This is a genomic window from Thermaurantiacus sp., assembly GCF_053487655.1.
Genome location: NZ_JBRCLD010000094.1, coordinates 1 through 21,408, shown reverse-complemented (window position 1 = coordinate 21,408; position 21,408 = coordinate 1). Strand labels below are relative to the sequence as shown.

The window sequence follows — 21,408 nt, the reverse complement described above, 5'->3', positions numbered from 1 at the left end:
TTGAGCGGCCCTCGTGCCCCGGCACGAGGGCTATTTTTTGCGGCGGCCGTAGCCCCAGGACGCAAGAACAGTGCTAGACTTGGCCAGGCAAACGCGCGACGCGAATGGAAGTTGCTGCCCGCCGCACAAGCGGCCGTAGCAAGGAGCCTTAGAGCATCCGGACGTCGAACGCACTCACCCGTTCGGCTGTCGCCGTGCATTCGAGCCGCAGCCGATTGGTTTCCTTCGGCCAGGTGCCCGTCACTTCGCTGACCAGGTGCCAACCCGCGCCGCGGCGTTCAGATGAGACGACCCGGTCCAGCCGAAGTGCAGTTGCGCCCGAATGCCCGAGCTGCCGGCCGGCCTCGGCCATGCAGGCCTTGGCTTCGACTTGGGCTGCTGCAGGGAACAGGCGATAGTCCGCCTGGAGCGTCGAGGCAGGCCGGGTTGTATCGGCCGTCTGGCCGCGCGCGTTCAAGATGGCGATGAGGCCAGCGGCGAGCCCGGCACCGAGCATGCCAGCAGCCACCCCGGAGCCGCTGCCACCACTGCTGCTGCTGCCAACATTGCCATACTGGGGCTGGAAGCTGCCGCGGCCGTAGGCGAAGCGTGCCTCGCAGCCATAGTTCACCCAGATCGACCGCGAATCATACCCCCAGCTGCGACCGGCCCGGCATTCTGCCCGTGACAGCTTCTCGATGAGCTCGACTCGCCCGCCAGTTGCAACCGGGCAGCGGTTGTAGCGATTGTTGCTGCTGCGGCAGCGGATCTCGCCAGCAAAGCCGCTGCCCCAGCTGCCCCCTGAGCCGCCCCAGCTGCCGCCCGAGCCACCCCAGCTGCCGCCCGAGCCGCCCCAGTTGCCACCAGAGCCAGTCGCAGAGCCGTAGAGAAACGTGGCCTGGCAGCCGTTGCGCACCCAGATGGCGCTGCGGTCATAGCGCCAAGTCTGGCCCTCGATGCAGGGCGCATTCGAAAGCTGGCGTAGCAGCTCGACGCGCCCACCCGTCTGGACCCGGCAGCGCTGCTCGCGGTTATCGATGCTGCGGCAAGTGATTTCCCCGCCCGAGCCACCCCAGCCGGAACCACCCGAACCGCCCCAGCCCGAGCCGCCCGAACCACCCGAGCCACCCCAGCCGGAACCACCCGAGCCACCCCAGCCCGAACCGCGGTCCTCAACTGCAGCCTCAAAGATACCGCCACAGCCATTCGAGACCAAAAGGTTGCTGCCGAGCTGGCGAAAAGTGCGGCCCTCGCGACAGACCATCGAACGGTCGGGGCCCTTGTAGGTGACCGACCGGGTTCCATCCGGCAGTGGGCAGCGGTTCTGCCGCCCCGGCGCCGAATAGCACTGAACTTCCACATAGCGGGTGGACTGGGCCGCTGCGGGCGCTGCAAGCGGCAGAATGACGGCCACAGGCGCCACCTGTGCCAGAACGGTCGCTCCCGCCGTGACCGATGCCACGAGATTCCGAATATCCATGCCTTCGTCTCCGTTGCGCCCTGTTGCTCGCGGAAGAACCCTAGCCAAGCGCAAGCCTACTGCCAAGGCAGGACGACACGCCGTTGGCACACCGCCCCCCAGCCGCTAACGCGGCAAGCGGAACCGGAGTTTGGATGGCCAACATCTTTGCAACAGTTGAAGCGCGCGTGGCGGAAGCCATCGCAGCGCTGGAGGCAGAGGGCAGCATCGCCAGCGGCCATGGGGTGCGACCCGTTGTCGAGCCGCCGCGCGATGCAGCGCATGGTGACGTTGCAACCAATGCCGCGCTGGCGCTCACCAAGGCGGCGGGCGTGCCGCCGCGCCAGCTTGCTGCGCGCTTGGCGATGCTGCTTGCGCGCGCGCCGGAAATTGCGCAGGCTGAAGTTGCCGGGCCGGGGTTTCTGAACCTCACCCTGGCCCGGGACGTGTGGGCGCAGGAGCTTTGGACCATCCGGGCTGCGGGAGACACCTATGGCAAGCAGCCGCCGCGAGATGAAGCACTGCCGATCAATGTCGAATTCGTCTCTGCCAATCCCACTGGCCCCATGCACGTCGGCCATTGCCGGGGCGCAGTCGTGGGCGATGCGCTTGCGAACCTGCTCGCCTTTGCCGGCCACCGGGTGGTGCGCGAATATTACGTAAACGATGCCGGCGCGCAGGTGGACGCGCTCGCACGCTCGGTGCATCTGCGCTACCGCGAAGCACTCGGCGAGGATATCGGCCCCATCCCAGAAGGGCTTTACCCTGGAGACTATTTGGTGCCGGTGGGAGAAGCGCTGGCCAGGGAATTCGGTGACCGCTTCCTTGGCCGCCCCGAGGCCGAATGGCTGGAGCTGTTCCGGGCACGGGCAGTCGCTGCGATGATGGACTGCATCCGATCCGATCTCGAGAGCCTCGGGATCCGCCACGACATCTTCACTTCCGAAGCCGAGCTCCAGGCCCGTGGTGCACCCGCAGCAGCGGAAGCGCGGCTGCGCGCCGAGGGCCTCGTCTATGATGGGACCCTGCCGCCGCCCAAGGGCGAGGCGCAAGAGGACTGGGAGCCCTCGGTGTTGCCGCTATTCCGGGCAACTGCCTTCGGCGACGATGTCGATCGCCCGATCCGAAAGTCAGACGGAAGCTGGACCTATTTCGGCGCCGACATGGCCTATCATGCCGAGAAGGCAGCCCGGTCTTCGGCCCTCATCGACATCTGGGGCGCTGACCATTCCGGGACTGTGAAGCGGATTATGGCCGCAGTTGAAGCGCTTTCGGGCGGGCGCGTGCCCTTCGATGTCAAGCTTGTGCAGATGGTGAGGATTTTCCGTGGTGGTGAGCCAGTCCGCATGTCCAAGCGCGCTGGCAATTTTGTCAGCCTTGCCGACGTGGTCGAGGAAGTCGGGCCAGATGTGACGCGGTTCATGATGTTGACCAAGCGGCCGGAAAGCCCGCTTGACTTCGACTATGTGAAGGCCGTGGAGCAATCGCGCGAGAACCCGGTCTTCTATGTCCAATATGCGCACGCGCGGATCCGCTCGGTCGAGCGCCGGGCCGAGGGGCTGGCGCTGCCAGTCCCCGCCCCGCTCGACCGGCTCGACGATGCGGAATGGGACTTGGTCAAGCGGATGGCGCAATGGCCGCGCCTGGTCGAGCAGGCGGCGACTGCGCGCGAGCCGCATCGGATCGCCTTCTACCTTCACGATCTGGCCAGCGCCTTTCACGCGCTTTGGAACCGCGGCAATGACGATCCCATGTTCCGGATCATGACAGACGACCCCGGCCTGACCGCAGCCCGACTGACACTCGCAGGCGCCGTGGGGCAGATTCTCCGCGCTGGGCTGTCGATCATGGGTGTCAAAGCCGTCGAGGAGCTGCGCTGATGGCGCGCACGCCCTCGCCCCGCCAAGAGGCAGCGCGCGGCCGCGAGCCCTGGCTTGAGGAAGCTGATCCCGAGCTTGCCGAGGCAACCCTCATCGGCCGCAAGACCTTGTGGACTCTTCTGGGCGCGCTCCTCCTCCTGATTGCGATCGTGGTCGCTGGCCTCTTGCTTGTCACACGCAAGGCCGACGGGCCCGGGGACATCCCGGCTGCCGACAAAGTGCCACTGGTCCCATCGCCGGGGCCTTGGCGCGTGCCTGCCGAGGGCCCGGGCATCGAGGGCACACCAGTCGAAGGCCAAGGGCAGCTCATGTTTCCTGCGGGCGAGGGGCAGGCGCCCGATGGCCGCATTGACCCCGACCGGCTGCCGGAAACACCAGTCCCGTTGCCGCCACGCGAGCCGGCCGGGGGCCCGCCCACCGACCTTCTCGGCCAGTCGGAGGCTGCGAACTTGCCAGCCCCCGAGCCACAAGAAATTCCCCCGCGCCGGCCCGAACCGCCGCCAGCACCCGCTCTCAAACCCGCGCCGCCAGTACCAACTTCGCAACCCGCGCCACCCGCGCCTGCAGATAGCGGTTCATTTGCCATGGTCCAGCTCGGGGCCTTTTCGTCCGAAGCTGCAGCGCGGCGTGCCTTTCGAGATCTTGCTGCCCGCCATCCGGAGCTCCGAGGCTTGCGGCCGGAGCTCAGCCGCACCAATCCCGGTGAAGACCGGACTCTCTGGCGGCTGCGGGTGATGCTCGATGCAGGCGTCGAGCCACGCAGCTTCTGTGATCGGCTGCGGGTGGCTGGCGATGCCTGCGCCCCCGTGCGCTGAGCAGGAGAGGATTTTGATGCGATCGCTTCTCGTCACTGGCGGCGCTGGCTTCATCGGTGCCAATTTTGTGCGCCTTTGGGCACGCGAGCGCCCCGATGACCGGCTGACTGTGCTCGATTCGCTAACCTATGCTGGCAACCGCGCCAATCTCGCCAATGTGAAGGCGGAGCTGGTGGTCGGCGATATCCGCAACGCAACGCTGGTTGAGGAACTGTTGGCGAGCAGACAGGTGGACACACTTGTCCACTTCGCTGCCGAAAGCCATGTCGACCGCTCGATCACCGGGCCCGACGCCTTCATCGAAACCAATATTCTTGGGACCCACACCCTCCTCAAAGCCGCACGCAAGGCCTGGCTGGGGGACAGCCGACGGCCCCACCGCTTCCACCATATCTCAACCGACGAGGTCTACGGGACGCTGGCGCCCGACGACCCGCCGTTCCACGAGACGACGCCCTATGCCCCGAACTCGCCCTATTCGGCATCCAAGGCAGCCTCTGACCATCTGGTTCGTGCCTATCATCACACTTATGGGCTGGAGACCACGACATCGAATTGCTCGAACAACTATGGCCCCTTCCAGTTCCCCGAGAAGCTCATTCCCCTGTTCCTCTTGAACGCGCTCGAAGGAAAGCCACTCCCCATCTATGGCGACGGGATGCAAGTGCGGGACTGGCTTCATGTCGAGGACCATTGCCGCGGCATCATGGCCGTCATCGACTGTGGCCGGCCGGGGGAGACCTATAATATTGGCGGCGGCGCGGAGCTTCCCAACCTGACCGTCATCGACACGCTGTGCCATACCGTGGATCAGGCCTTCGCTGCCGACCCCGGCCTTGCGCTCCGCTTTCCGGATTGCCCGGCAGCACGCGGCAAGCCCACGGCCAGCCTCAAGACATTCGTCGCCGACCGCCCCGGCCACGACCGGCGCTATGCGATCGACTGCAGCAAAGCGATGGCCGAGCTCGGCTATGCACCGCGCTACGATTTTGCGAGCGGCTTCGCCCAGACCGTTCAATGGTATCTCGAAAACGAGCCCTGGTGGCGGGCGATCCGCGACGGCAGCTACCGCGCCGCTGCCTGAACTGGGGCAACCCGCGCGCCCATGCGATAGAAGCCAGCAGCGCCCGCCCCGCTCCCGGGCCTCTGCGGGCTGCGGGCATGGAGGAGAAGCGGCTGCGTGACTTTGGATAGTTGAATCCGCTGGGGCTCGCCGCCTAGCAGCGGGGCGACAGCAAGGGGAGAACAGCATGGCAAGGTCGATGTTCCGGCCTGATCTTCTCGCCGGCCAGAAGATCCTGGTGACAGGTGGCGGCACTGGGCTTGGCCGGTCGATGGCCGAGGCGTTTGCCGCCCATGGCGCTGAAGTCGTCATCTGGGGCCGACGCGGGCAGGTGCTGGAAGAGGCCGCAGCCGAGATGCGCGCAGCAACCGGCGGCACAGTCACGCCCATGGCCGTCGATATCCGCAACGCCGGCCAGATCGACGAGGCCATGGAGACCATCTTCGCCGACCGGCCGCTTACTGGCCTTGTCAACAACGCTGCCGGCAATTTCATCAGCCGCACCGAGGATTTGTCGGCCAATGCCTTCAACGCCATCGCCTCCATCGTGGCGCACGGCACGTTCAACACCACAGTTGCTGCAGGCAAACGCTGGATCGCCGGTGGCCACAAGGGGAACATCCTCTCGATTGTCACGACTTGGGTGTGGAACGGCTCGCCCTTCACCGTGCCTTCGGCCATGTCGAAGGCAGGCGTTGCGGCAATGACACAGAGTCTTGCTGTCGAGTGGGGCCCCAAAGGCATCCGCGCCAACGCCATTGCGCCGGGGCCGTTCCCGACCAAGGGGGCGTGGGAGCGGCTGATGCCGGCACCTCTTGCCGCCAAGATCGGCGGCGGCTCGGGAGCAGAGCAGATTCCGCTGCGGCGGCTTGGTGACCATTTCGAGCTGGCCCAGCTCGCCCTCTTTCTGATGGCAGACGAGTGCGCCTATTTGACTGGCGAGATCATCGCGATCGACGGTGGCCAATGGCTGGTGAGTGGTGGCAATTTCAGCCAGTTGACCAGGCTGGAGGCGTCGGACTGGGAGATGATCGCAGCTGCCATCCGCGCGACCAACCAGCAGGACCGGGCCCAGCGCACCACCTGAGGCGGCCCGGGCGCGATTGACCATGACGCGCAGCGCCTCCTAGGCTTCTTTCATGACCATCGACCAGGGGCTTCTCCTCGGCTTTGCCATCCTCGTCTTCCTCGCCGCTGTTGTCGTCTTTGTCGTGATCCCGGCGCGACGGCGAAGGCTCATCCAAGTGCCGCCACCGGAGGCAGTGCCCCGTGCCGAAGAGGCCACCAGGCAAGGGACGGAGCTTCCTCCGCTGACCGTGCCGCCAGCCGCAGGCCCGCCAGATGACTTGCGCCAGATCAAGGGGGTGGGACCGAAGCTCGCCACCCTGCTCGGCGAGCTCGGGATCACCCGGTTCCAGCAGATCGCCGACATGAGCGAGGCCGAGCTCGCTGCACTCGACGCGCGCCTCGGCCAGTTCCAGGGGCGGCCAGCGCGTGATCGCTGGCAGGAGCAAGCGCGGCTTCTCGCAGCAGGGGACGTCAAGGGCTTCGAACAGCTGCACGGCAAGCTCGGCGACAGCGCTTGAACGCGCCCGAGACCCGCACGGACACTGCTGCTGCCCGGCCTGCCAGCCGGCGGGCGCTGGCCTTCATCGTACTCCTGGTGTGGATCGACACCTTGTCCTTCGGGCTTGTCATCCCGGTGCTGCCCACCATGGTGATGCGGCTTGGGGGCGTCTCGCTCTCCGAGGCTTCGGCGATTGGCGGCTGGCTGGTCATGAGCTTTGCCATCGCCCAGTTCATGGCCGCGCCGGTCCTCGGCGGGCTCTCCGATCGCTTTGGCCGGCGGCCGGTGCTGCTTGTCTCGAGCGCAGGCCATGCCCTCGCATTCCTTATCGCAGCCTTCGCGCCCAACCTCCTCGTCCTCTTCATCGGCCGGATCATCGCAGGGGCAACGGGCGCAAGCTATGCCACGGCTTACGCCTATATTGCCGATGTCACAGAGCCGGAGAAGCGGGCGCAAAACTTCGGGCTGGTGGGCGTGGCCTTCGGGCTCGGCTTCATGGCCGGACCCGCCCTCGGCGGGCTGCTCGGGGCAGAGGATTATCGGCTTCCCTTCCTTGCCGCCTCGGCCGCCTGCATGGCCAATTTCCTGCTCGGTTGGTTCGTGCTGCCGGAAAGCCTGCGCCAAGACCTGAGGCGGACGTTCAGCCTTGCCCGCGCCAACCCATTTTCGACCTTCCGCCGGCTCTCGGCCGTGCGCGGTCCGCTGCTCGTGCTCGCCATCGTCCATTTCCTCTGGTGGATGGCAATCCAGGCGCAGCACACCATCTGGCCCTATTACACCCAGTATCGCTATGGCTGGTCGCCACAAGATGTCGGCTTGTCGCTCGGCATGGTCGGGCTGCTCTCCGTCCTGGTCAATGGTCTCTTGGTCAAGCGAGCAGTCAAGCGCCTGGGCGAAGCGCGGACCCTGCGCGCCGGGCTGCTTGCGGGTGTGCTTGCCGCCAGCCTCTATGCGCTTGCCGAAACGCCAGCACTTCTGCTCGGCGGCATTCTCATCGGCTCCCTTGGCGCTTTGGCTCCGGCATCCCTGCAGGCACTCGCGACGTCGATGACTGCCCCCGATGCCCAGGGTGAACTGCAAGGAGCGCTGAATGCGATTTCGAGCGTAACAATCGTGCTCGGGCCGCCGCTCTATGCGCAAATTTTCGCCAGCGTCTCGGGTGCGGACGCGCTGCTCCGTCTTCCCGGCGCACCCTTTTTCGTTGCCGCCACCATGGCTGGCGCTGCCTTCCTGCTGGTGACAATGGGCCTCCAGGCGCCGCGGCGGATTGCCCGGGCTTGACCACGAGCAGCGGTGATGGCTGGCAGCAGCAGGCACGGGGGTTGCAAAGTCGGAGGGAATTGCCCTTCCCTTCCGGCCTAGGGGCAAGGCCGAGGAGAAGGTTGAACGGGAGTGGGAAGTGAGAAGAAGCTCATGGATGCGCGGGGTGGCATTAGTGGCTGTGCTGGCCCTGCTCGCAGGGAGTGGCTGGCCGGGTGCGCCCGCCGGCGAGGCGGGGCCAGCCGAGACTGACAGCCTGGCGAAGGCAGGCTCGGCCCATGCCGAATGGCTGAGCTATGGCGGCACCTATGACGAGCAGCGTCATTCACGGCTGGCGCAGATCAACAGGGGCAATGTCGCCAAACTCGGGGTCGCCTGGACCTATGACCTTTCCACCGGCCGTGGCGTGGAGGCAACGCCCATCATTGCCGACGGCGTCATGTATGTGACCTCGAGCTGGTCGGTTCTGCATGCGCTCGATGCACGAACCGGCCGGGAGCTCTGGGTGCACGATCCCGGAGTTGACCGGGCAGTCGGAGCCAAGGCCTGCTGCGATGTCGTCAATCGCGGCGTTGCCATCCGCGACGGCGTCCTTTTCCTTGGCGTGCTCGATGGCCGCCTCCAGGCGCTCGATGCGAAGACGGGCAAGCTCATCTGGTCGGTGACAACCGTCGACCAGACGAAGCCCTATACCATCACAGGCGCACCGCGGGTGGTGAAGGATATGGTCCTCATCGGCAATGGCGGAGCCGAGCTTGGCGTGCGTGGCTATCTCTCTGCCTATGATATCAAGGACGGTTCGCTGCGCTGGCGCTTCTACACGGTGCCGAACCCTGACAAGCGCCCCGATGGCGCAGCATCCGACACGGCGCTGGCGCGGCTTGCCAATCCGACCTGGGGCAATCGCGGCGCCTGGACCCGCGATGGCGGCGGCGGCACAGTGTGGGACGCAATCGTCTATGACGAGCGCAATGACCAGGTCATCATGGGTGTTGGCAACGGCAGCCCATGGAATGCCGACGTCCGCGACCCCGAAGGCAAGGGCGACAATCTCTTCGTCTCCTCGATCGTTGCCGTGGATGCCGACACGGGACACTACCGCTGGCATTACCAGACGACGCCGCGCGACAATTGGGACTATACCGCCACGCAGACGCTCATCCTCGCCGAGCTGCCGCTGGGACCAAAAGGCACAATGCGGCGCGTCGTCATGCAGGCGCCCAAGAACGGCTTCTTCTACGTGCTTGACGCGAAAACCGGCGCGCTCCTCTCCGGCGATGCCTTCGTGCCAATGACCTGGGCAAGCGGGCTTGACGCGCGCGGCCGGCCTATCGAGACGAAACAGGCTCGCTACGGGGATACCAGCATGCTGGTGGCGCCAGGTCCGCTTGGCGCCCACAACTGGCATCCAATGGCCTACAGCCCGACCGAGCGGTTGGTCTTCATCCCAGCCCAGGAAATCCCGCAGGCGATGCACCGGGACGCTTTGATGGCGACTCGGCCGGTCGCGTGGAACACGGGAGTGGATTTCTCCTCTGGCTTCGCACCGCGGCTGCCCGAAGGCACGCTGAAGGCGGTGCGCGCCATGCTGAAGGGGCGGCTCATCGCTTGGGACCCAGTCGCGCGCAAGCCGCGCTGGACAGTCGAGCATGAAGGCCCGTGGAATGGCGGCATTCTCTCAACTGCAGGCGGGCTCGTCTTCCAAGGCACGGTCAAGGGCGATTTCGTCGCCTATGAGGCGGCGACCGGGCGCAAGCTTTGGGCCATGAACTTGAAGTCCGGAATTGCCGCCCCTCCCGTTACCTATGCGCTTGATGGCGAGCAGTATGTGACCGTGGCGACCGGCTGGGGCACCGCCTTCGCGCTTGCCGCTGGCTTCTTCTTCGATCGCGAAGTGCCACCCAAGCTCGGCCGCGTCGTTACCTTCCGGCTGGGGGGCAACGGTACCATTCCCGACCCCGATCTGCCGATGGTCGAGCGCACGCCAAAAGCGCCGGCCTTCGGCACGCCGCAGATGGTCGAAGCCGGCTTTCTCCATTACGCGCGCAATTGCGCCGTCTGCCACGGGCCGCTTGCCATTTCGTCAGGCGTGCTTCCCGACCTGCGCTGGTCCCCGATCACAGCCGATCCCAGGCAGTGGGAGGAGGTCGTGCTCAAAGGAAGTCTCGCCGGCAACGGCATGATCAGCTTTGCCAGGCACCTGACCCCAGATGAGGCCGAAGCGATCCGGGCCTATGTGCTCGACCGGGCCAATAACCCGACGGGCTGAGGGCTCAGAGCTTCGCGAGCGCCTTGCCAATGTCCGCGGGGCTCATGCCGGCATAATCTTTGCCGATCTCGCCAAGAAGGGCGCTGCGCACATCTTCTGCAAGGTGGCTTCGGATCATGCCCAGCGCCCGCGGCGCTGCAACCAGGAGGAGGCCAGCCTTTGCTTGCGGCAAGAGAATGGCGATGCGGTCAGCGATCGACCGGCAGAACCCCTCCTCAGCCTTGTCGTGGATGTCGATTCCCTCATAGGCGCTGCGCCGGCTTCCACTGCTCTCGAAGGCCCGGCCCGGGCGGTCAGCGCCGATTTCGGACGTGCGCGGAAATGCAACCGCTTCCTGCTCGATAAGCTCGAGGTCGGGCGCGAAGGCATTGCCGCGATTGCGATAGAGCGCCATGCGCCCGCCATCGGCCACCACCACCAGCGCATCGTGAGGAAGCTTCATGCCTTTCTCTCCCAGAAGTCGCGACCCCGGCGTGATTCGAACACGCAACCCCCTGCTTAGAAGGCAGGCGCTCTCTCCGGTTGAGCTACGGGGTCTTGTCCAAAACCTAGCCCGAGCGCAGCCTCAACGGAAGTTGTCGGCATAACTCTTGAGGATGAGCCGCTTGGTCTGTGGCGGCACGACTTCAACCTCCAGCCCCTGAGTGCGCGCATAGGCAAGCGCTGCTTCCAGCGTCGGGAAGCTCAAGCGCAGCTGCTCGGCCGTGTCAGCACCCCCGGCCCAGCCCATGAGCGGGTCGGGCCGCTTGGGGCGCTCGCTCTCCCACTCGAGAATGAACAGGTTGGCCCGCGCCCGGCCGGACTGGGTGGCGGGCTTCCCCTGCTGATAGATGCGTGCGCGCGCCATGCCGCTGGTAAAGGCGCAAGGCGCACATGTTGCAAGAGCCCGAAACTGGTCCTGCGGTCTTCTCTCGACATAGCTGTTACGCATGCGGACAACGGGCCAGACTCGCCAGTCAGATCGCCTTCGAGCGCGGCCTTTACGCATCGGCAAGACAGCTCCTCCCGCCAGGGATGCTATCGATAATGGCAGCGCAAGGCCGCAGCAGACGTCTGCCCAGCTGCTCCGTGCCAAACCCGGCAAGGTCGCAGGTCCAGGCAATGTTCCAGGTGGCGGCTCGACGCTGGCCGGGGCGAAGCGCTCGCGCGCGCCAGGGTCACGGGTGGCGTTGACGGGAAGGCCAGTCAGAGCAGCCGCACTGCTCAAGGCCAGCTCAGTAGGCGCGGTCGATGGCAAAGGCGACGGTCTCGGCGAGTGCGGCGCGCGCAGCACTTTCAGGCAGGACTGCGAGTGCATCGAGCGCGCGGCTGCCGTAGAGGCGGGCGCGCGCAAGCGTATCCTCAATAGCGCCTGTTTCAGCAAGGCGGGCAACAGCTTCTGCAAGCGCGTCCGCCCCGTTTGCCTCGCCCCGCATGGCCCGCGCCCAGAAGCGGCGCGCCTCGGTGTCGCCGCGGGCATGGGCGAGGATGACCGGAAGCGTCACCTTGCCGTCGCGGAAATCATCGCCCGTGTCCTTGCCCATGGTCGCGGAGTCGGAGACATAGTCGATCGCGTCGTCGACGAGCTGGAAGGCGATCCCGAGGTTGCGGCCATAGGCTTCGAGCGCGTCTTCAATCGCCTGGCCACGCTCGGCAACGACAGCAGCGATCTGGCAGGCGGCAGCAAACAGCGCTGCGGTCTTGGCGCTGATGATGGCAAGATAACGTTCCTCGCTGGTTTCAACCACACGTTGGGTGGTGAGCTGCGCCACTTCCCCCTCAGCAATGACAGCGCTGGCGCGCGAGAGGATTTTCAGCACCTTCAAGGAGCCATCCTCCACCATCAGCTCAAAAGCGCGGCTGAAGAGGAAATCGCCGACGAGGACAGAGGCGCCATTGCCCCAGATGATGTTGGCCGTCGCCCGGCCGCGCCGCAGGTCCGAGCCGTCGACGACATCGTCATGGAGGAGTGTGGCAGTGTGGATGAACTCGACAGCAGCAGCGAGCCGGTGGTGACGGTCGCCGGCATAGTCGAGCGCTGCAGCGCTGCCCAGCGTCAGCATCGGCCGCAGCCGCTTGCCACCGCCGGCAATCAAGTGGCCAGCAAGCTCGGGGATGAGCGCGACTTCGCTCTGCATCCGGTCGAGAATCACGCGGTTGACGGCATTGAGACCGGGCGCGACCAAGGCCATCAAGGGCGCAAGGCTCGGCTTCGCCCGCTTGAGCGGGAGGACTTGCGCAGGAGGTGGCGTTGCCGACATCGCCACCCCGGCTATGGGGCGAATTGGGCGAAGGCAAGGCCCAGCGGGTCGCACGCTGGGGAAGTCCCGGAGGTGAGGCAGGGGAGTGACATGTCAGACAAGCTCAGGGACTATCGCCGGAGCATCGACAACATCGACGCGGCCCTCGTTCACTTGCTCGCCGAGCGGTTCAAGATCACCCAGAAGGTCGGCGCCTTCAAGGCAGCCGCCGGGCTGCCTCCAGCAGATCCGGAGCGCGAAGCCCAGCAGGTTGCGCGGCTGAGGCGGCTTGCACAGGAGGCCGAGCTCGACCCGGACTTCACCGAGAAGTTCCTGCGCTTCATCATCGATGAAGTGATCCGCCACCACGCGCAAGCCGGGGGCAGCGCCGCAGCGGCTAGAGAAGCCAGTCGAGCGGAAGGAGCGCCAGCAACCGAATAAGAGCCCGGTCGCGCCAGCGGGTGCCTGGCTCGGACAGATGCCTGGTCCCGTCCGCCTCGTGCCAGACGAAACCCTGCCCAGACTGCTCGACTCGATAGGCCGCACCCGGAAAGCCAGCAGCGAACTCGGCAGCGAGCGCACCCGCAAGCCGCGGGCTTTCGATAATGACGCCGAGCTCGGTGTTGAAGACAAGACTGCGGGGGTCGAAGTTGAATGATCCGATGAAGAGCCGTTCACTATCGACTGTGAAGGTCTTGGCATGGAGTGCCGAGCCGGAGGCGCGAAACGAGGACCGCCGCGCCCAGCGCTGGCGACCGCCAGCTGCGGCCAAGCCCGGGGACGGTGCCTCGCGCAACTGCCTCTTGGCCTCGAACAGGCGCACACCCGCAGCAAGCAGGGCCCGGCGATGCGGGGCATAGCCGCTGTGGACAATGCGGTGATTGTTGGCTTCCCAGCTGTTGGTGAGGATTGCAACTTGCACGCCAGCCCTGGCGAGCCCGACAAGCGCGGCAACGCCTGCGCGCGTCGGGACGAAATAGGGCGAGACCAGCCCGAGCGCACGCTTGGGCTGGCCGATCACGTACAGCAGCTGGCGATCAAGAAAATGGTCGCGGCCTGCCGTGCCGAGCCCCTTGCCGGGATCGTCGCTGACGAGCGTGCATCGAACCCACTCCAGCCCTGCTGGGTCAAGCAGGGGATCAGGTTTCGGCGCTGGGCCAAGAGCCGGGCCATAGAGCTGCGCTTCAGGCCGTGCCATAGCCTCGGCGGCGCGTGTTCGGAGGCGGGCACCAGGCCAGGCTTTGACGCGCTCAAGGATCCGGCTTGCAGCATGGGCGGAGGCGCTTTCCCAGTAACGGGCAAAGTCGGCGGCTAAATCGGCCACCACCGGGCCAGCGACGATGGTGTCGAGATCAGCAAAGAGAGTGGCATCGGTTGCGCCGAAATATTCATCGCCGATGTTGCGGCCGCCCAAAATGGCAAGTGTGCCATCGGCGATCAGCGCCTTGTTGTGCATCCGCCGGTTCAGCCGGTCGAAATCGACCAGATAGCCAAGCGACTTGATGCGGCGAAGGACGAAGGGATTGAACAGCCGCACTTCGATTCGCGGGTGCTCGTCGATGGACCTGAGCGCCGGATCGAGCCCGGCGATGCCATTGTCATCGAGAAGAAGCCTGACCTGGACACCGCGCTCGGCCGCCACCAGCAGCTCTGCAAGCAGGACAAGGCCAGCGATGTCGCAACGCCAGATATAGTATTGGACGTCGAGGCTGGCCTGCGCTGCGCGCACCAGACGGACCCTTGCTGCGAGTGCCTCCAGGGGATCCAGCAGGGGACGCACGCCCGACAGGCCCGGATGCGCAGCAACCGCAGGCGCGAAACGCTGGCCAAGCGCAGTCGCTTTCAGCGGCCGGGGAGGACCGAGCTTCGGCCTCGGCTCCGGAGGCGGAAGGCGAGACAGCCACCAGAGAGTGAGCCAGAACGTGGCCGCAGCTGCGGCAGCGACAAGGAAGAGCCCGCCCGCCGTCACAAGCGCGCGGCCTTCCTCATGACAGACCGAGGCCGAGCTGCACCCAGACCGGCAGATGATCAGATGCGATTCGCGCAGTCGCAGAGGCATGAACGCCAAAGTCGCGGACCGAAAGGTCAGCGCTGGCAAAGATGCGGTCGAGCCGGCCGATCGGCAAGCGCGCGGGAAAGCTGGCTGGCAGCGGCAACGGCCGCAGCCGGGCGCTGAGCGCTCGCAGGCTGGGCTCATCGGCCCGCCAGCAGTTCAAATCCCCCATCACGAGGGTTGGCGGGTCACCGGGTGCTGCTGCAAGGTGCTGGAGGACGGCCTCGGCCTGGTTCCGGCGCTGCAAGCCGGAAAGATCGAGATGCATGCCAGCAACGCGCAAGGTGCCAGGCCCGACTCCAAGGTCGGCAAGCACGGCGCCGCGCGGCTCGATGGCTGGCAAGCGGATCCGCCGATAGCGGAGCGGGACCACGCCGTTCCTGACCAAAACGGCATTGCCGTGCCAGCCGAGGCTGATACCAGAGCAGTCGAACGGGACGGCGCGCCAGCCGCGGGCCGCAAGCAAGGGCACAGGCAGGACGGAGTGGCGAATGCCGAAGCGCCGATCGGCCTCTTGCAGGACGGCGATGTCCGCCCCGATCTCGTCGAGTACGTCGAGGATCCGCTCGGGCTGACGGCGGCCATCAGAACCCACGGCCTTGTGGATATTGTAGCTCACCGCAACCAGATCTCGTGGAGGCGAGGCCAGAAGCTGCGCGGCTTCGTGGAGGTCCGGCGCCGCGTCCATGGCCGTCAAGCTAGGTCCGTCGGTCGAGCCCTGCAATCGCCGTGTCGGTCAGGCCCTTCAGCTCTTGCTGGCGGGCAGCGAGGATCTCACTGGCGGCACGAGTGGCAAGCTCGGTTGCCCGTGCCCGCAATTCCGCCTCGGCGGTGCGCTGGGCAGCCGCAATCCGGTCCTCGGCCAGACGCGTGGCGCGGGCAATCGCTGCTGCCGCCTCGTCTTCTGCGCCAGCGAGGATACGCGCAGCATCTGCTTCGGCGCGGGCGCGCATATCAGCTGCGTCCCGACGGGCCTGCTCGGCCTCGGCGGCAGCCTTGTCACGAATGGCCTGTGCTTCGGCCCGCAGGGCTTCTGCCTCGGCAAGGTCTGCACGCACCTTGGCGACCCGGCTGTCGAGTGCACCGAGAATGGCCCGGAAGGCGCCAAGGCGCCACAGAACAAGGACGAAAAGGCCAAAGGCGAGCCCAACCCAGCCATAGCTGTCGAGCCCGAGGAAGGCATCGGCGGCGTGCGAGGCGTCGGTGCCGGGTTGGGCTTGCTTGGCCATGTCAGGCTGCCACCTTCTGGATCACCTTGCGGGCCTCGTCGAGCCCGACTTCAAGCCCAGCGACCTTCCCGACCATGGCCGCAGCCGCCTCGGCTGCCACTTCGTCAAGCGCTGCAATCGCCTCCGCACGCGCTGCCGCAAGCGCGGACTCCGCTTCGCGGGCCCGCGCTGCCAGCGCTGCCTCCGCCTTCGACAGCCGCTCGGCCACCAGCGCATCAGCACGAGCACGGGCGCTTCCTGTGAGCTTGAGGGCCTCAGCCCGAGCCTCACCGAGTTCGGTCGTGCGGTCGGTGGCCGCCACTTCTGCTTCGGCCCGGGCCTGCTCTGCTGCTGCAAGATCAGTCGCGATCTTTATCCGGCGATCCGCAACGGCCTGCTCCACCTTCGGCAGCGCGCGCGAGGCAACCAAATAGAGGGCAGCAAAGACGAGCACCAACCAGATGACCTGGGGTGCGAAGACGGACGGGTCGAACTGGGGCATGGGGCTTCCCGCCGCGCGTCAGACGACGAAGAGGAGGATGAGGGCAACGAGGAAGGAGAAGATGCCAAGCGCTTCCGTCACTGCAAAGCCGAACAGGAGGTTGGGCCGCTGGGCGTTGGCAGCGGCCGGGTTGCGGAGCGCGCCAGAAAGAAACAGGCCGAAGATGATGCCGACGCCAAGGGCGGCAAGGCCCATGCCGAAGGTGGCGATCCCAGCGCCAATGAGTTTCGCCGCAGCAGCATCCATGTGTCTGTCCTTCTCAGTGTTCGAGGTTGATGGAGTCGTTCAAGTAGACGCACGTGAGCAAGGCAAAGACATAGGCCTGCACCACTGCGACCAGGAGTTCGAGCGCGAACAGTGCGACATTCATGGCCAGGGGCAGGATGCCAAGCGCAACCAGCCCCCCGCCGGCAAGTCCAAGCGAAATGACAAAGCCGGCAAACACCTTCAGAAGGATGTGGCCGGCAGTCATGTTCGCAAACAGACGCACGGCCAGCGTGACTGGCCGCGACAGGAAGGAGATGAGCTCAATCAGGATGATAAGGGGAAGGAGCACAACCGGAGTCTGAGGCGGCACGAACAGCGAGAAGAAGTGGAGGCCGTGGCGCCAGAAGCCGATGACGATCGTGAGGATGAAGATGAAGGCGGCTAGTGCTGCCGTCACAGCGAGATGGCTGGTCACCGTATAGCTGAACGGAAACAGGCCAATGACGTTGCAGGCAAGAATGAACATGAAGAGCGAGAAGATGAAGGGGAGATAGGCCTTGCCCTTCGGCCCAATATTCTCGTCGATCATGCCGGCGATAAATTCGTGCAGCGTCTCCAGTGCAGCCTGCCAGCGGTTAGGAACAAGCCCCGCGTTCCGCGTTCCAAGCCAGAGGAAGAGGGTGAGCGCAGCAAGCGCAATCAGCATGAACAGCGACGCGTTGGTGAAGCTCGCATCCACGCCGCCGACAGAGAATTCAGCGTAGCGCTTGATCGCAAATTGCTCGAGCGGACTTGCCATGCGCGCGCGTCTCTCACCCTGACCCTGGCGGACCCTCGGACCCGCCGTCTTCTCGTGCCGCTGCCGCCGCCTCCGCCTCGACCGCCCGAGTCTCCTGCTCGACTGCGCGCAGGAGATTGCGGAAGCCCGCCGCCACTCCCAGCATCAGGAAGAGGATGGCAAGCCAAGGTTCAGTCCCGAGCTGGCGGTCGAGAAACCAGCCAAGCCCGAAGCCGACCACGGTTGCGACCGCAAGCTCGGCCGCATAGCGGGTGCCCCGCGCCAGCGCGGATGTGGCCACCTGCCGAACCTCAGGCGCCTGCCGTGCTTTCGCTGCCCGGATGCGCGCGTCGAGATCCTCGCTCGCACGCTCTTGGGCCGGGTCAGTCACGGAATAGCGCCCCATGTCGCCAGACGGACCAGTGCGGAAGGACATGGCCCTACCCGCACGCAGGCGGTTAGGGGCAGTCGCTGGCAACGTCAAGCAGCGAGCAGGTCGCCAGCTGCCGCAAGTTCGACGCTAACAAGCTGGGAAACCCCAGGTTCAGCCATGGTGACACCGTAGAGGCGATGCATGGCAGCCATGCTGATCATGTTGTGGGTGACAATCAGGAAGCGCGTCGCAGTCGTTTCCGCCATATGCGCAAGCAGGCGGCAGAACCGCTCGACATTGGCGTCATCGAGCGGTGCATCGACTTCGTCAAGCACGCAGATGGGCGCCGGACGCGTGCGGAAAAGCGCAAAGATGAGCGCTATCGCGGTGAGCGCCTGCTCCCCGCCCGACAGCAGCGAGAGCGATTGCAGCTTCTTGCCAGGCGGCTGGGCGCGGATCTCGAGCCCGGCTTCGAGCGGGTCATCGCTGTCGACGAAGCCGAGCTCAGCCGAGCCACCATCAAAGAGTGTCTGGAACAGCTCACGGAACGCCCGGTCGACCGCTGAGAAGGCCTCTGTCAGGCGCGCACGGGCTTCGCGGTTCAACACACCGATCGAAGCACGCAGGCGGGCCACTGCCGTCTCCAGTTCGGCCTTCTCGGCGCGCTTGCGGGTGAGATCGGCTTCGAGGTTTGCAAGCTCCTCGGCAGCAACAAGGTTGACTGGCCCCATGCGCTCGCGCTCGGCAACAAGGGCCGGGAGCTCGCGCGCGCGCGCAGCCAGGGCTGCTTCGTCAGGGCAGTCTGCTGGAGCTTCGGGCTCGCCGCCAGCCTCGCTGACGAGGCGCTGGAGCCTGTCCTGGGCGGCGGCAGCAGCAGCGGTGGCAGCACCGCGTGCCTCGCGCAGGTCGGCTACCCGTGCTGCGGCGCTGCGGGCGGCACGATCAAGGTCGGCAAGTTCGAGGTCAGCAGCAAGCACGGCATCGCCAGCTGCGCTGCGAGCCGCTTCAGCAGCTGCAAGCTCGGCTTCGATTGCCTGCAATCGCGCCGTCATGGCAGCAGGGGTCCCGACGAGCGCGGCATGCTCGGAATCAAGCTGCTCGATACGGCCAGCAAGCCGGTCCATCGCTTCCAGGGCTTCGCCTGCGCGGGCTTCCCAGGCCTCCATCTCGCGCGCGAGGCCGGCTGCACGCGCGCGCTCCTCGGCCGCCGTGCGCACCAGGGCAGCGAGATGAGCGCGGGCGCGGGCAAGGTCAGCTCGGGCCCTCTCGGCAGCGAGGCGGGCGTCGCCGACGGCCTCCGCGGCCGCGCTGGCATCCGGAAGCTCAGAGACCTTGACGGCAGCTGCAGCAGCATCTTCCGCCGCACTCTCGGCTTCGACCGTAAGCCGCTCGACCGATGCCGCAATCGCACTGCGGCGGGCGTGGCTTTCGGCAGCAGCGTTGCGCGCGCCCTGAAGCCGCGCTTCGGCGTCAGCCTGGGCGCGCTGTGCTGCCGCTTCGGCTGCAACTGCGGCGCGCTCGGCAGCGACAGCCGCAGCCACACGATCCCGCTGGCAGGCGAGCTCGGCTTCAGCCTCAGCACACCGTGCCCTGGGTGCTGGAAGCGCAGTCTCGATTTCCGCGAGCCGGTTGGCCTGACGCAGCGTTTCAGCGACTGCAGCGCTGCGCCCGCCCGGCGGCGCTTCAAAACCATCCCAGCGCCAGAGAAAGCCTTCACGGCTGACCAGACGCTGGCCAGGCTTGAGCGCTGCCAGAAGCGCAGCTGCCGGGACTTCAGTCACAAGCCCGACTTGGGCCAGGCGACGCGCCAACTGGGGCGGTGCTGCCACATGGGGGGCAAGCGGCGCCACACCAGGGGGAAGCGGTGGATCATCTGGCGTGATGGGAGCGCCCGCCCAACGCCGGGCCGGAGGCGAACCAGCGTCCGCCGGTCCAGCTTCCGCATCGGCATCGTCGCCGAGTGCAGCTGCCAGCGCTGCTTCATAGCCAGCTTCTGCTTCGAGATAGAGACTGCGCGCTGGCTTCGATGCGTCGCCCGACAGGCGGCGAAGAGCATCTTTCTCGGCTTCGAGACCGCGAACCTCTGCCCGCGCCGCCGCCAGAGCCACTTCGATGGCTGCGCGCGCCTCTTCGGCTGCCCGCCGCGCCGCAGCTGCCTCGGCGACTCGAGTCCGGGCCGCGGCGGTCGCATCCGCAGCCCTGGCGGCTGCCTCCGCTGCCGCGCTGACGCGCTGGTCCGCAGCCCCCGTGCTGCCTTCGGCATCAAGACGCTTCAACGCTGCGAGCTGACGGTCACGTTCGCCTGCAACCCGTGCGAGTCGGCTGCGCGCTGCATCAGCTGCAGCCCTCACGGCACGGGCTTCGGCCACGATCGCTGCATGCGCTGCAACCGCCTCTGCAAGCGCCTGCTCAGCCTCGGCAGCGAGCGCCTCGCAATGCGTCACATCGGCTGCCGCTGGCCCGGCTGCCGCCTCAGCATCTGCAGCCTCCGCCATGGCTGCCGTGCGTTCGGCCTCGAGGCGCGCACCGGTTGTGTGGCTGTCCGCGCGCCGGCGCTCGGCTTCGCTGCGCTCCGCACGCGCAGCGGCAAGCGCGGCCGCAAGGTCACGCTGGCGCTGCTCGGCTGCAACCCGCTCGGCAACGAGAGTGGCACGGGCAGTGAGAATGGCCTGGAGACGAGCGGCAGCCTCAGCTTCGGCCTGGCGCAGTCCTGGCAGCGCTGCAGCTTTCGAGGCTTGCGCAGTGCGCAAAACGGCTTCGGCCTCCTCGGCAGCAGCGAGCTCGGCCTCGGCTTTGCGGACATCAGCCTCGGCGGCCTCAGCCCGAGCCGACGCGTCAAGGAAGGCGAGCCGAACCGAGGCCGCCTCAGCGGCACGGATGCGGGAAGACAAGTCGCGATAGCGCTCAGCTGCTCGGGCCTGACGACGAAGGGTGGAAGCCTGCGCTTCGCCCGCTGCCACGATTTCAGCAAGGCGCCCAAGATTTGAATCCGCGGCCTTCAGCCGGATCTCGGCCTCCCGGCGGCGCACCGCAAGGCCGCTCACTCCGGCGGCATCCTCAAGCAGCTGGCGCCGTTCATCAGGCCGAGCAGCGATGAGTGCAGCCACCCGGCCTTGGCTCACGAGCGCAGGCGAGTGGGCACCAGTTGCAGCATCGGCGAACAGCATCTGGACGTCGCGCTGGCGGACCTCGCGGGCGTTGATGCGATAGTCGCTGCCACTGCCGCGCTCGATCCGGCGCACCACTTCGAGCCTGTCCTCGCCGTTGAAGGCCGCCGGTGCCCGGCGGTCACGGTTGTCGAGCGACAAGGCCACTTCGGCGAAGTTGCGCGCCGGGCGCTTCGCAGTGCCGGCGAAAATCACATCCTCCATTCCGCCGCCAGTCGCCGCCGAGCCGCCGCGCAGCGACTTGGCTGAGCTTTCGCCCATGACCCAGCGCAACGCCTCAAGAAGGTTCGACTTGCCGCAGCCATTGGGCCCGACGATCCCGGTGAGGCCGGGGAGAATGGCAAGCTCGGTCGGCTCGACGAACGACTTGAACCCAACCAGGCGAAGCCGCTCAAACTGCATTAGCCGGAACGTTCCGGCCCAGTCACGACAACGCAGCTTCCAGCCGCGGGCGCAACACCTCCCAGCTGGTCGCACCATCGACCTTGCGGCCATTGATGAAGAAGGTGGGCGTAGCGTTGACCTGCAGCTTCTCCATGGCGATTTTCTGGTTCGCCATCAGACGCTCCATTGCAGCAGCATCGCCAACACATTGCTCGAACCGCGCGC

At 66.4% G+C, this 21,408-nt stretch carries 21 protein-coding genes and 1 tRNA gene; 8 read left to right on the top strand and 14 right to left on the bottom strand.

Annotated elements, in window-relative coordinates; all coding sequences use genetic code 11:
- Window positions 1-148 precede the first annotated feature (148 nt).
- Window positions 149-1,459: a DUF3011 domain-containing protein gene (locus ACWIQA_RS09240; RefSeq protein ID WP_448582782.1), complete on the bottom strand. Its 1,311-nt coding sequence runs from the start codon at window positions 1,457-1,459 to the stop codon at window positions 149-151.
- A 134-nt stretch (window positions 1,460-1,593) separates the two neighbouring features.
- Here ACWIQA_RS09240 and argS point away from each other — a divergent pair, with 134 nt between their 5' ends.
- The 7 genes from argS to ACWIQA_RS09205 all read left to right on the top strand — a co-directional run bounded on the left by argS (window position 1,594) and on the right by ACWIQA_RS09205 (window position 10,292).
- Window positions 1,594-3,318, top strand: a complete 1,725-nt coding sequence (argS, locus tag ACWIQA_RS09235; protein ID WP_448582781.1) for an arginine--tRNA ligase — start codon at window positions 1,594-1,596, stop codon at window positions 3,316-3,318.
- The gene (locus tag ACWIQA_RS09230; RefSeq protein WP_448582780.1) at window positions 3,318-4,133 is read left to right on the top strand and encodes an SPOR domain-containing protein; all 816 of its coding nucleotides are present in this window, start codon (window positions 3,318-3,320) and stop codon (window positions 4,131-4,133) included. Before argS ends, ACWIQA_RS09230 begins: the two co-directional genes overlap by 1 nt.
- 16 nt (window positions 4,134-4,149) lie before the next feature.
- Window positions 4,150-5,217 carry a dTDP-glucose 4,6-dehydratase gene (gene rfbB / locus ACWIQA_RS09225; RefSeq protein WP_448582779.1) on the top strand — a complete coding sequence of 356 codons (1,068 nt, stop codon included), beginning with the start codon at window positions 4,150-4,152 and terminating at the stop codon, window positions 5,215-5,217.
- A 166-nt stretch (window positions 5,218-5,383) separates the two neighbouring features.
- Complete coding sequence (locus ACWIQA_RS09220) at window positions 5,384-6,283, top strand: SDR family oxidoreductase (RefSeq protein WP_448582778.1); 900 nt, start codon at window positions 5,384-5,386, stop codon at window positions 6,281-6,283.
- Between the two features lie 52 nt (window positions 6,284-6,335).
- Window positions 6,336-6,782 carry a hypothetical protein gene (locus ACWIQA_RS09215; protein ID WP_448582777.1) on the top strand — a complete coding sequence of 149 codons (447 nt, stop codon included), beginning with the start codon at window positions 6,336-6,338 and terminating at the stop codon, window positions 6,780-6,782.
- Window positions 6,779-8,044: an MFS transporter gene (locus ACWIQA_RS09210; RefSeq protein ID WP_448582776.1), complete on the top strand. Its 1,266-nt coding sequence runs from the start codon at window positions 6,779-6,781 to the stop codon at window positions 8,042-8,044. The genes ACWIQA_RS09215 and ACWIQA_RS09210 overlap by 4 nt, the downstream gene beginning before the upstream one ends.
- 154 nt (window positions 8,045-8,198) lie before the next feature.
- Window positions 8,199-10,292: a PQQ-dependent dehydrogenase, methanol/ethanol family gene (locus tag ACWIQA_RS09205; RefSeq protein WP_448582775.1), complete on the top strand. Its 2,094-nt coding sequence runs from the start codon at window positions 8,199-8,201 to the stop codon at window positions 10,290-10,292.
- Between the two features lie 4 nt (window positions 10,293-10,296).
- Here the strand turns inward: ACWIQA_RS09205 and ACWIQA_RS09200 are convergent, their stop codons facing one another.
- From ACWIQA_RS09200 to ACWIQA_RS09185, 4 genes are all read right to left on the bottom strand, one after another.
- Entirely contained in the window at window positions 10,297-10,734 is a 438-nt protein-coding gene (locus ACWIQA_RS09200) for a baeRF12 domain-containing protein (protein ID WP_448582774.1), read from the bottom strand.
- Between the two features lie 21 nt (window positions 10,735-10,755).
- Window positions 10,756-10,829: transfer RNA gene (locus ACWIQA_RS09195), tRNA-Arg, on the bottom strand.
- A 28-nt stretch (window positions 10,830-10,857) separates the two neighbouring features.
- Window positions 10,858-11,139 carry an ETC complex I subunit gene (locus ACWIQA_RS09190; RefSeq protein WP_448582773.1) on the bottom strand — a complete coding sequence of 94 codons (282 nt, stop codon included), beginning with the start codon at window positions 11,137-11,139 and terminating at the stop codon, window positions 10,858-10,860.
- Window positions 11,140-11,506: 367 nt separating this feature from the next.
- Window positions 11,507-12,532 (bottom strand): polyprenyl synthetase family protein, encoded by a 1,026-nt coding sequence (locus tag ACWIQA_RS09185; RefSeq protein ID WP_448582772.1) that lies wholly within the window; start codon window positions 12,530-12,532, stop codon window positions 11,507-11,509.
- Between the two features lie 90 nt (window positions 12,533-12,622).
- On the opposite strand from ACWIQA_RS09185, the gene ACWIQA_RS09180 reads away from it, so the two are divergent.
- Complete coding sequence (locus tag ACWIQA_RS09180; RefSeq protein ID WP_448582771.1) at window positions 12,623-12,952, top strand: chorismate mutase; 330 nt, start codon at window positions 12,623-12,625, stop codon at window positions 12,950-12,952.
- Here ACWIQA_RS09180 and ACWIQA_RS09175 read toward each other — a convergent pair.
- From ACWIQA_RS09175 to ACWIQA_RS09135, 9 genes are all read right to left on the bottom strand, one after another.
- A complete protein-coding gene (locus ACWIQA_RS09175; RefSeq protein ID WP_448582770.1) occupies window positions 12,909-14,291 on the bottom strand; it encodes a phospholipase D-like domain-containing protein in 1,383 nt (460 codons plus the stop codon). The two genes, ACWIQA_RS09180 and ACWIQA_RS09175, sit on opposite strands and share 44 nt — an antisense overlap.
- Before the next feature lie 205 nt (window positions 14,292-14,496).
- Window positions 14,497-15,252 carry an endonuclease/exonuclease/phosphatase family protein gene (locus tag ACWIQA_RS09170; protein WP_448582769.1) on the bottom strand — a complete coding sequence of 252 codons (756 nt, stop codon included), beginning with the start codon at window positions 15,250-15,252 and terminating at the stop codon, window positions 14,497-14,499.
- A gap of 10 nt (window positions 15,253-15,262) precedes the next feature.
- Window positions 15,263-15,793, bottom strand: a complete 531-nt coding sequence (locus ACWIQA_RS09165; protein ID WP_448582768.1) for a F0F1 ATP synthase subunit B family protein — start codon at window positions 15,791-15,793, stop codon at window positions 15,263-15,265.
- 1 nt (window position 15,794) lies between these two features.
- Window positions 15,795-16,274 carry a F0F1 ATP synthase subunit B family protein gene (locus tag ACWIQA_RS09160; RefSeq protein WP_448582767.1) on the bottom strand — a complete coding sequence of 160 codons (480 nt, stop codon included), beginning with the start codon at window positions 16,272-16,274 and terminating at the stop codon, window positions 15,795-15,797.
- A gap of 18 nt (window positions 16,275-16,292) precedes the next feature.
- Window positions 16,293-16,520, bottom strand: a complete 228-nt coding sequence (locus tag ACWIQA_RS09155) for a F0F1 ATP synthase subunit C (protein ID WP_194745029.1) — start codon at window positions 16,518-16,520, stop codon at window positions 16,293-16,295.
- A gap of 13 nt (window positions 16,521-16,533) precedes the next feature.
- Window positions 16,534-17,280, bottom strand: coding sequence for a F0F1 ATP synthase subunit A (locus tag ACWIQA_RS09150; protein ID WP_448582766.1), 747 nt, complete (start codon window positions 17,278-17,280; stop codon window positions 16,534-16,536).
- Window positions 17,281-17,293: 13 nt separating this feature from the next.
- Complete coding sequence (locus tag ACWIQA_RS09145; protein ID WP_448582765.1) at window positions 17,294-17,695, bottom strand: AtpZ/AtpI family protein; 402 nt, start codon at window positions 17,693-17,695, stop codon at window positions 17,294-17,296.
- A 44-nt stretch (window positions 17,696-17,739) separates the two neighbouring features.
- Window positions 17,740-21,201, bottom strand: a complete 3,462-nt coding sequence (locus tag ACWIQA_RS09140) for a chromosome segregation SMC family protein (protein WP_448582764.1) — start codon at window positions 21,199-21,201, stop codon at window positions 17,740-17,742.
- A gap of 22 nt (window positions 21,202-21,223) precedes the next feature.
- Window positions 21,224-21,408 (bottom strand): DsbA family protein (locus ACWIQA_RS09135; RefSeq protein ID WP_448582763.1); only part of this gene is annotated, 185 nt, incomplete at its 5' end.

Excerpts from the sequence above, each read along its gene's own strand:
- ACWIQA_RS09240 (WP_448582782.1), bottom strand. The coding sequence starts at position 1,459 with ATGGATATTCGGAATCTCGTGGCATCGGTCACGGCGGGAGCGACCGTT.
- argS (WP_448582781.1), top strand. The coding sequence starts at position 1,594 with ATGGCCAACATCTTTGCAACAGTTGAAGCGCGCGTGGCGGAAGCCATC.
- ACWIQA_RS09230 (WP_448582780.1), top strand. The coding sequence starts at position 3,318 with ATGGCGCGCACGCCCTCGCCCCGCCAAGAGGCAGCGCGCGGCCGCGAG.
- rfbB (WP_448582779.1), top strand. The coding sequence starts at position 4,150 with ATGCGATCGCTTCTCGTCACTGGCGGCGCTGGCTTCATCGGTGCCAAT.
- ACWIQA_RS09220 (WP_448582778.1), top strand. The coding sequence starts at position 5,384 with ATGGCAAGGTCGATGTTCCGGCCTGATCTTCTCGCCGGCCAGAAGATC.
- ACWIQA_RS09215 (WP_448582777.1), top strand. The coding sequence starts at position 6,336 with ATGACCATCGACCAGGGGCTTCTCCTCGGCTTTGCCATCCTCGTCTTC.
- ACWIQA_RS09200 (WP_448582774.1), bottom strand. The coding sequence starts at position 10,734 with ATGAAGCTTCCTCACGATGCGCTGGTGGTGGTGGCCGATGGCGGGCGC.
- ACWIQA_RS09190 (WP_448582773.1), bottom strand. The coding sequence starts at position 11,139 with ATGGCGCGCGCACGCATCTATCAGCAGGGGAAGCCCGCCACCCAGTCC.
- ACWIQA_RS09185 (WP_448582772.1), bottom strand. The coding sequence starts at position 12,532 with ATGTCGGCAACGCCACCTCCTGCGCAAGTCCTCCCGCTCAAGCGGGCG.
- ACWIQA_RS09180 (WP_448582771.1), top strand. The coding sequence starts at position 12,623 with ATGTCAGACAAGCTCAGGGACTATCGCCGGAGCATCGACAACATCGAC.
- ACWIQA_RS09170 (WP_448582769.1), bottom strand. The coding sequence starts at position 15,252 with ATGGACGCGGCGCCGGACCTCCACGAAGCCGCGCAGCTTCTGGCCTCG.
- ACWIQA_RS09165 (WP_448582768.1), bottom strand. The coding sequence starts at position 15,793 with ATGGCCAAGCAAGCCCAACCCGGCACCGACGCCTCGCACGCCGCCGAT.
- ACWIQA_RS09160 (WP_448582767.1), bottom strand. The coding sequence starts at position 16,274 with ATGCCCCAGTTCGACCCGTCCGTCTTCGCACCCCAGGTCATCTGGTTG.
- ACWIQA_RS09155 (WP_194745029.1), bottom strand. The coding sequence starts at position 16,520 with ATGGATGCTGCTGCGGCGAAACTCATTGGCGCTGGGATCGCCACCTTC.
- ACWIQA_RS09150 (WP_448582766.1), bottom strand. The coding sequence starts at position 17,280 with ATGGCAAGTCCGCTCGAGCAATTTGCGATCAAGCGCTACGCTGAATTC.
- ACWIQA_RS09145 (WP_448582765.1), bottom strand. The coding sequence starts at position 17,695 with ATGTCCTTCCGCACTGGTCCGTCTGGCGACATGGGGCGCTATTCCGTG.
- ACWIQA_RS09140 (WP_448582764.1), bottom strand. The coding sequence starts at position 21,201 with ATGCAGTTTGAGCGGCTTCGCCTGGTTGGGTTCAAGTCGTTCGTCGAG.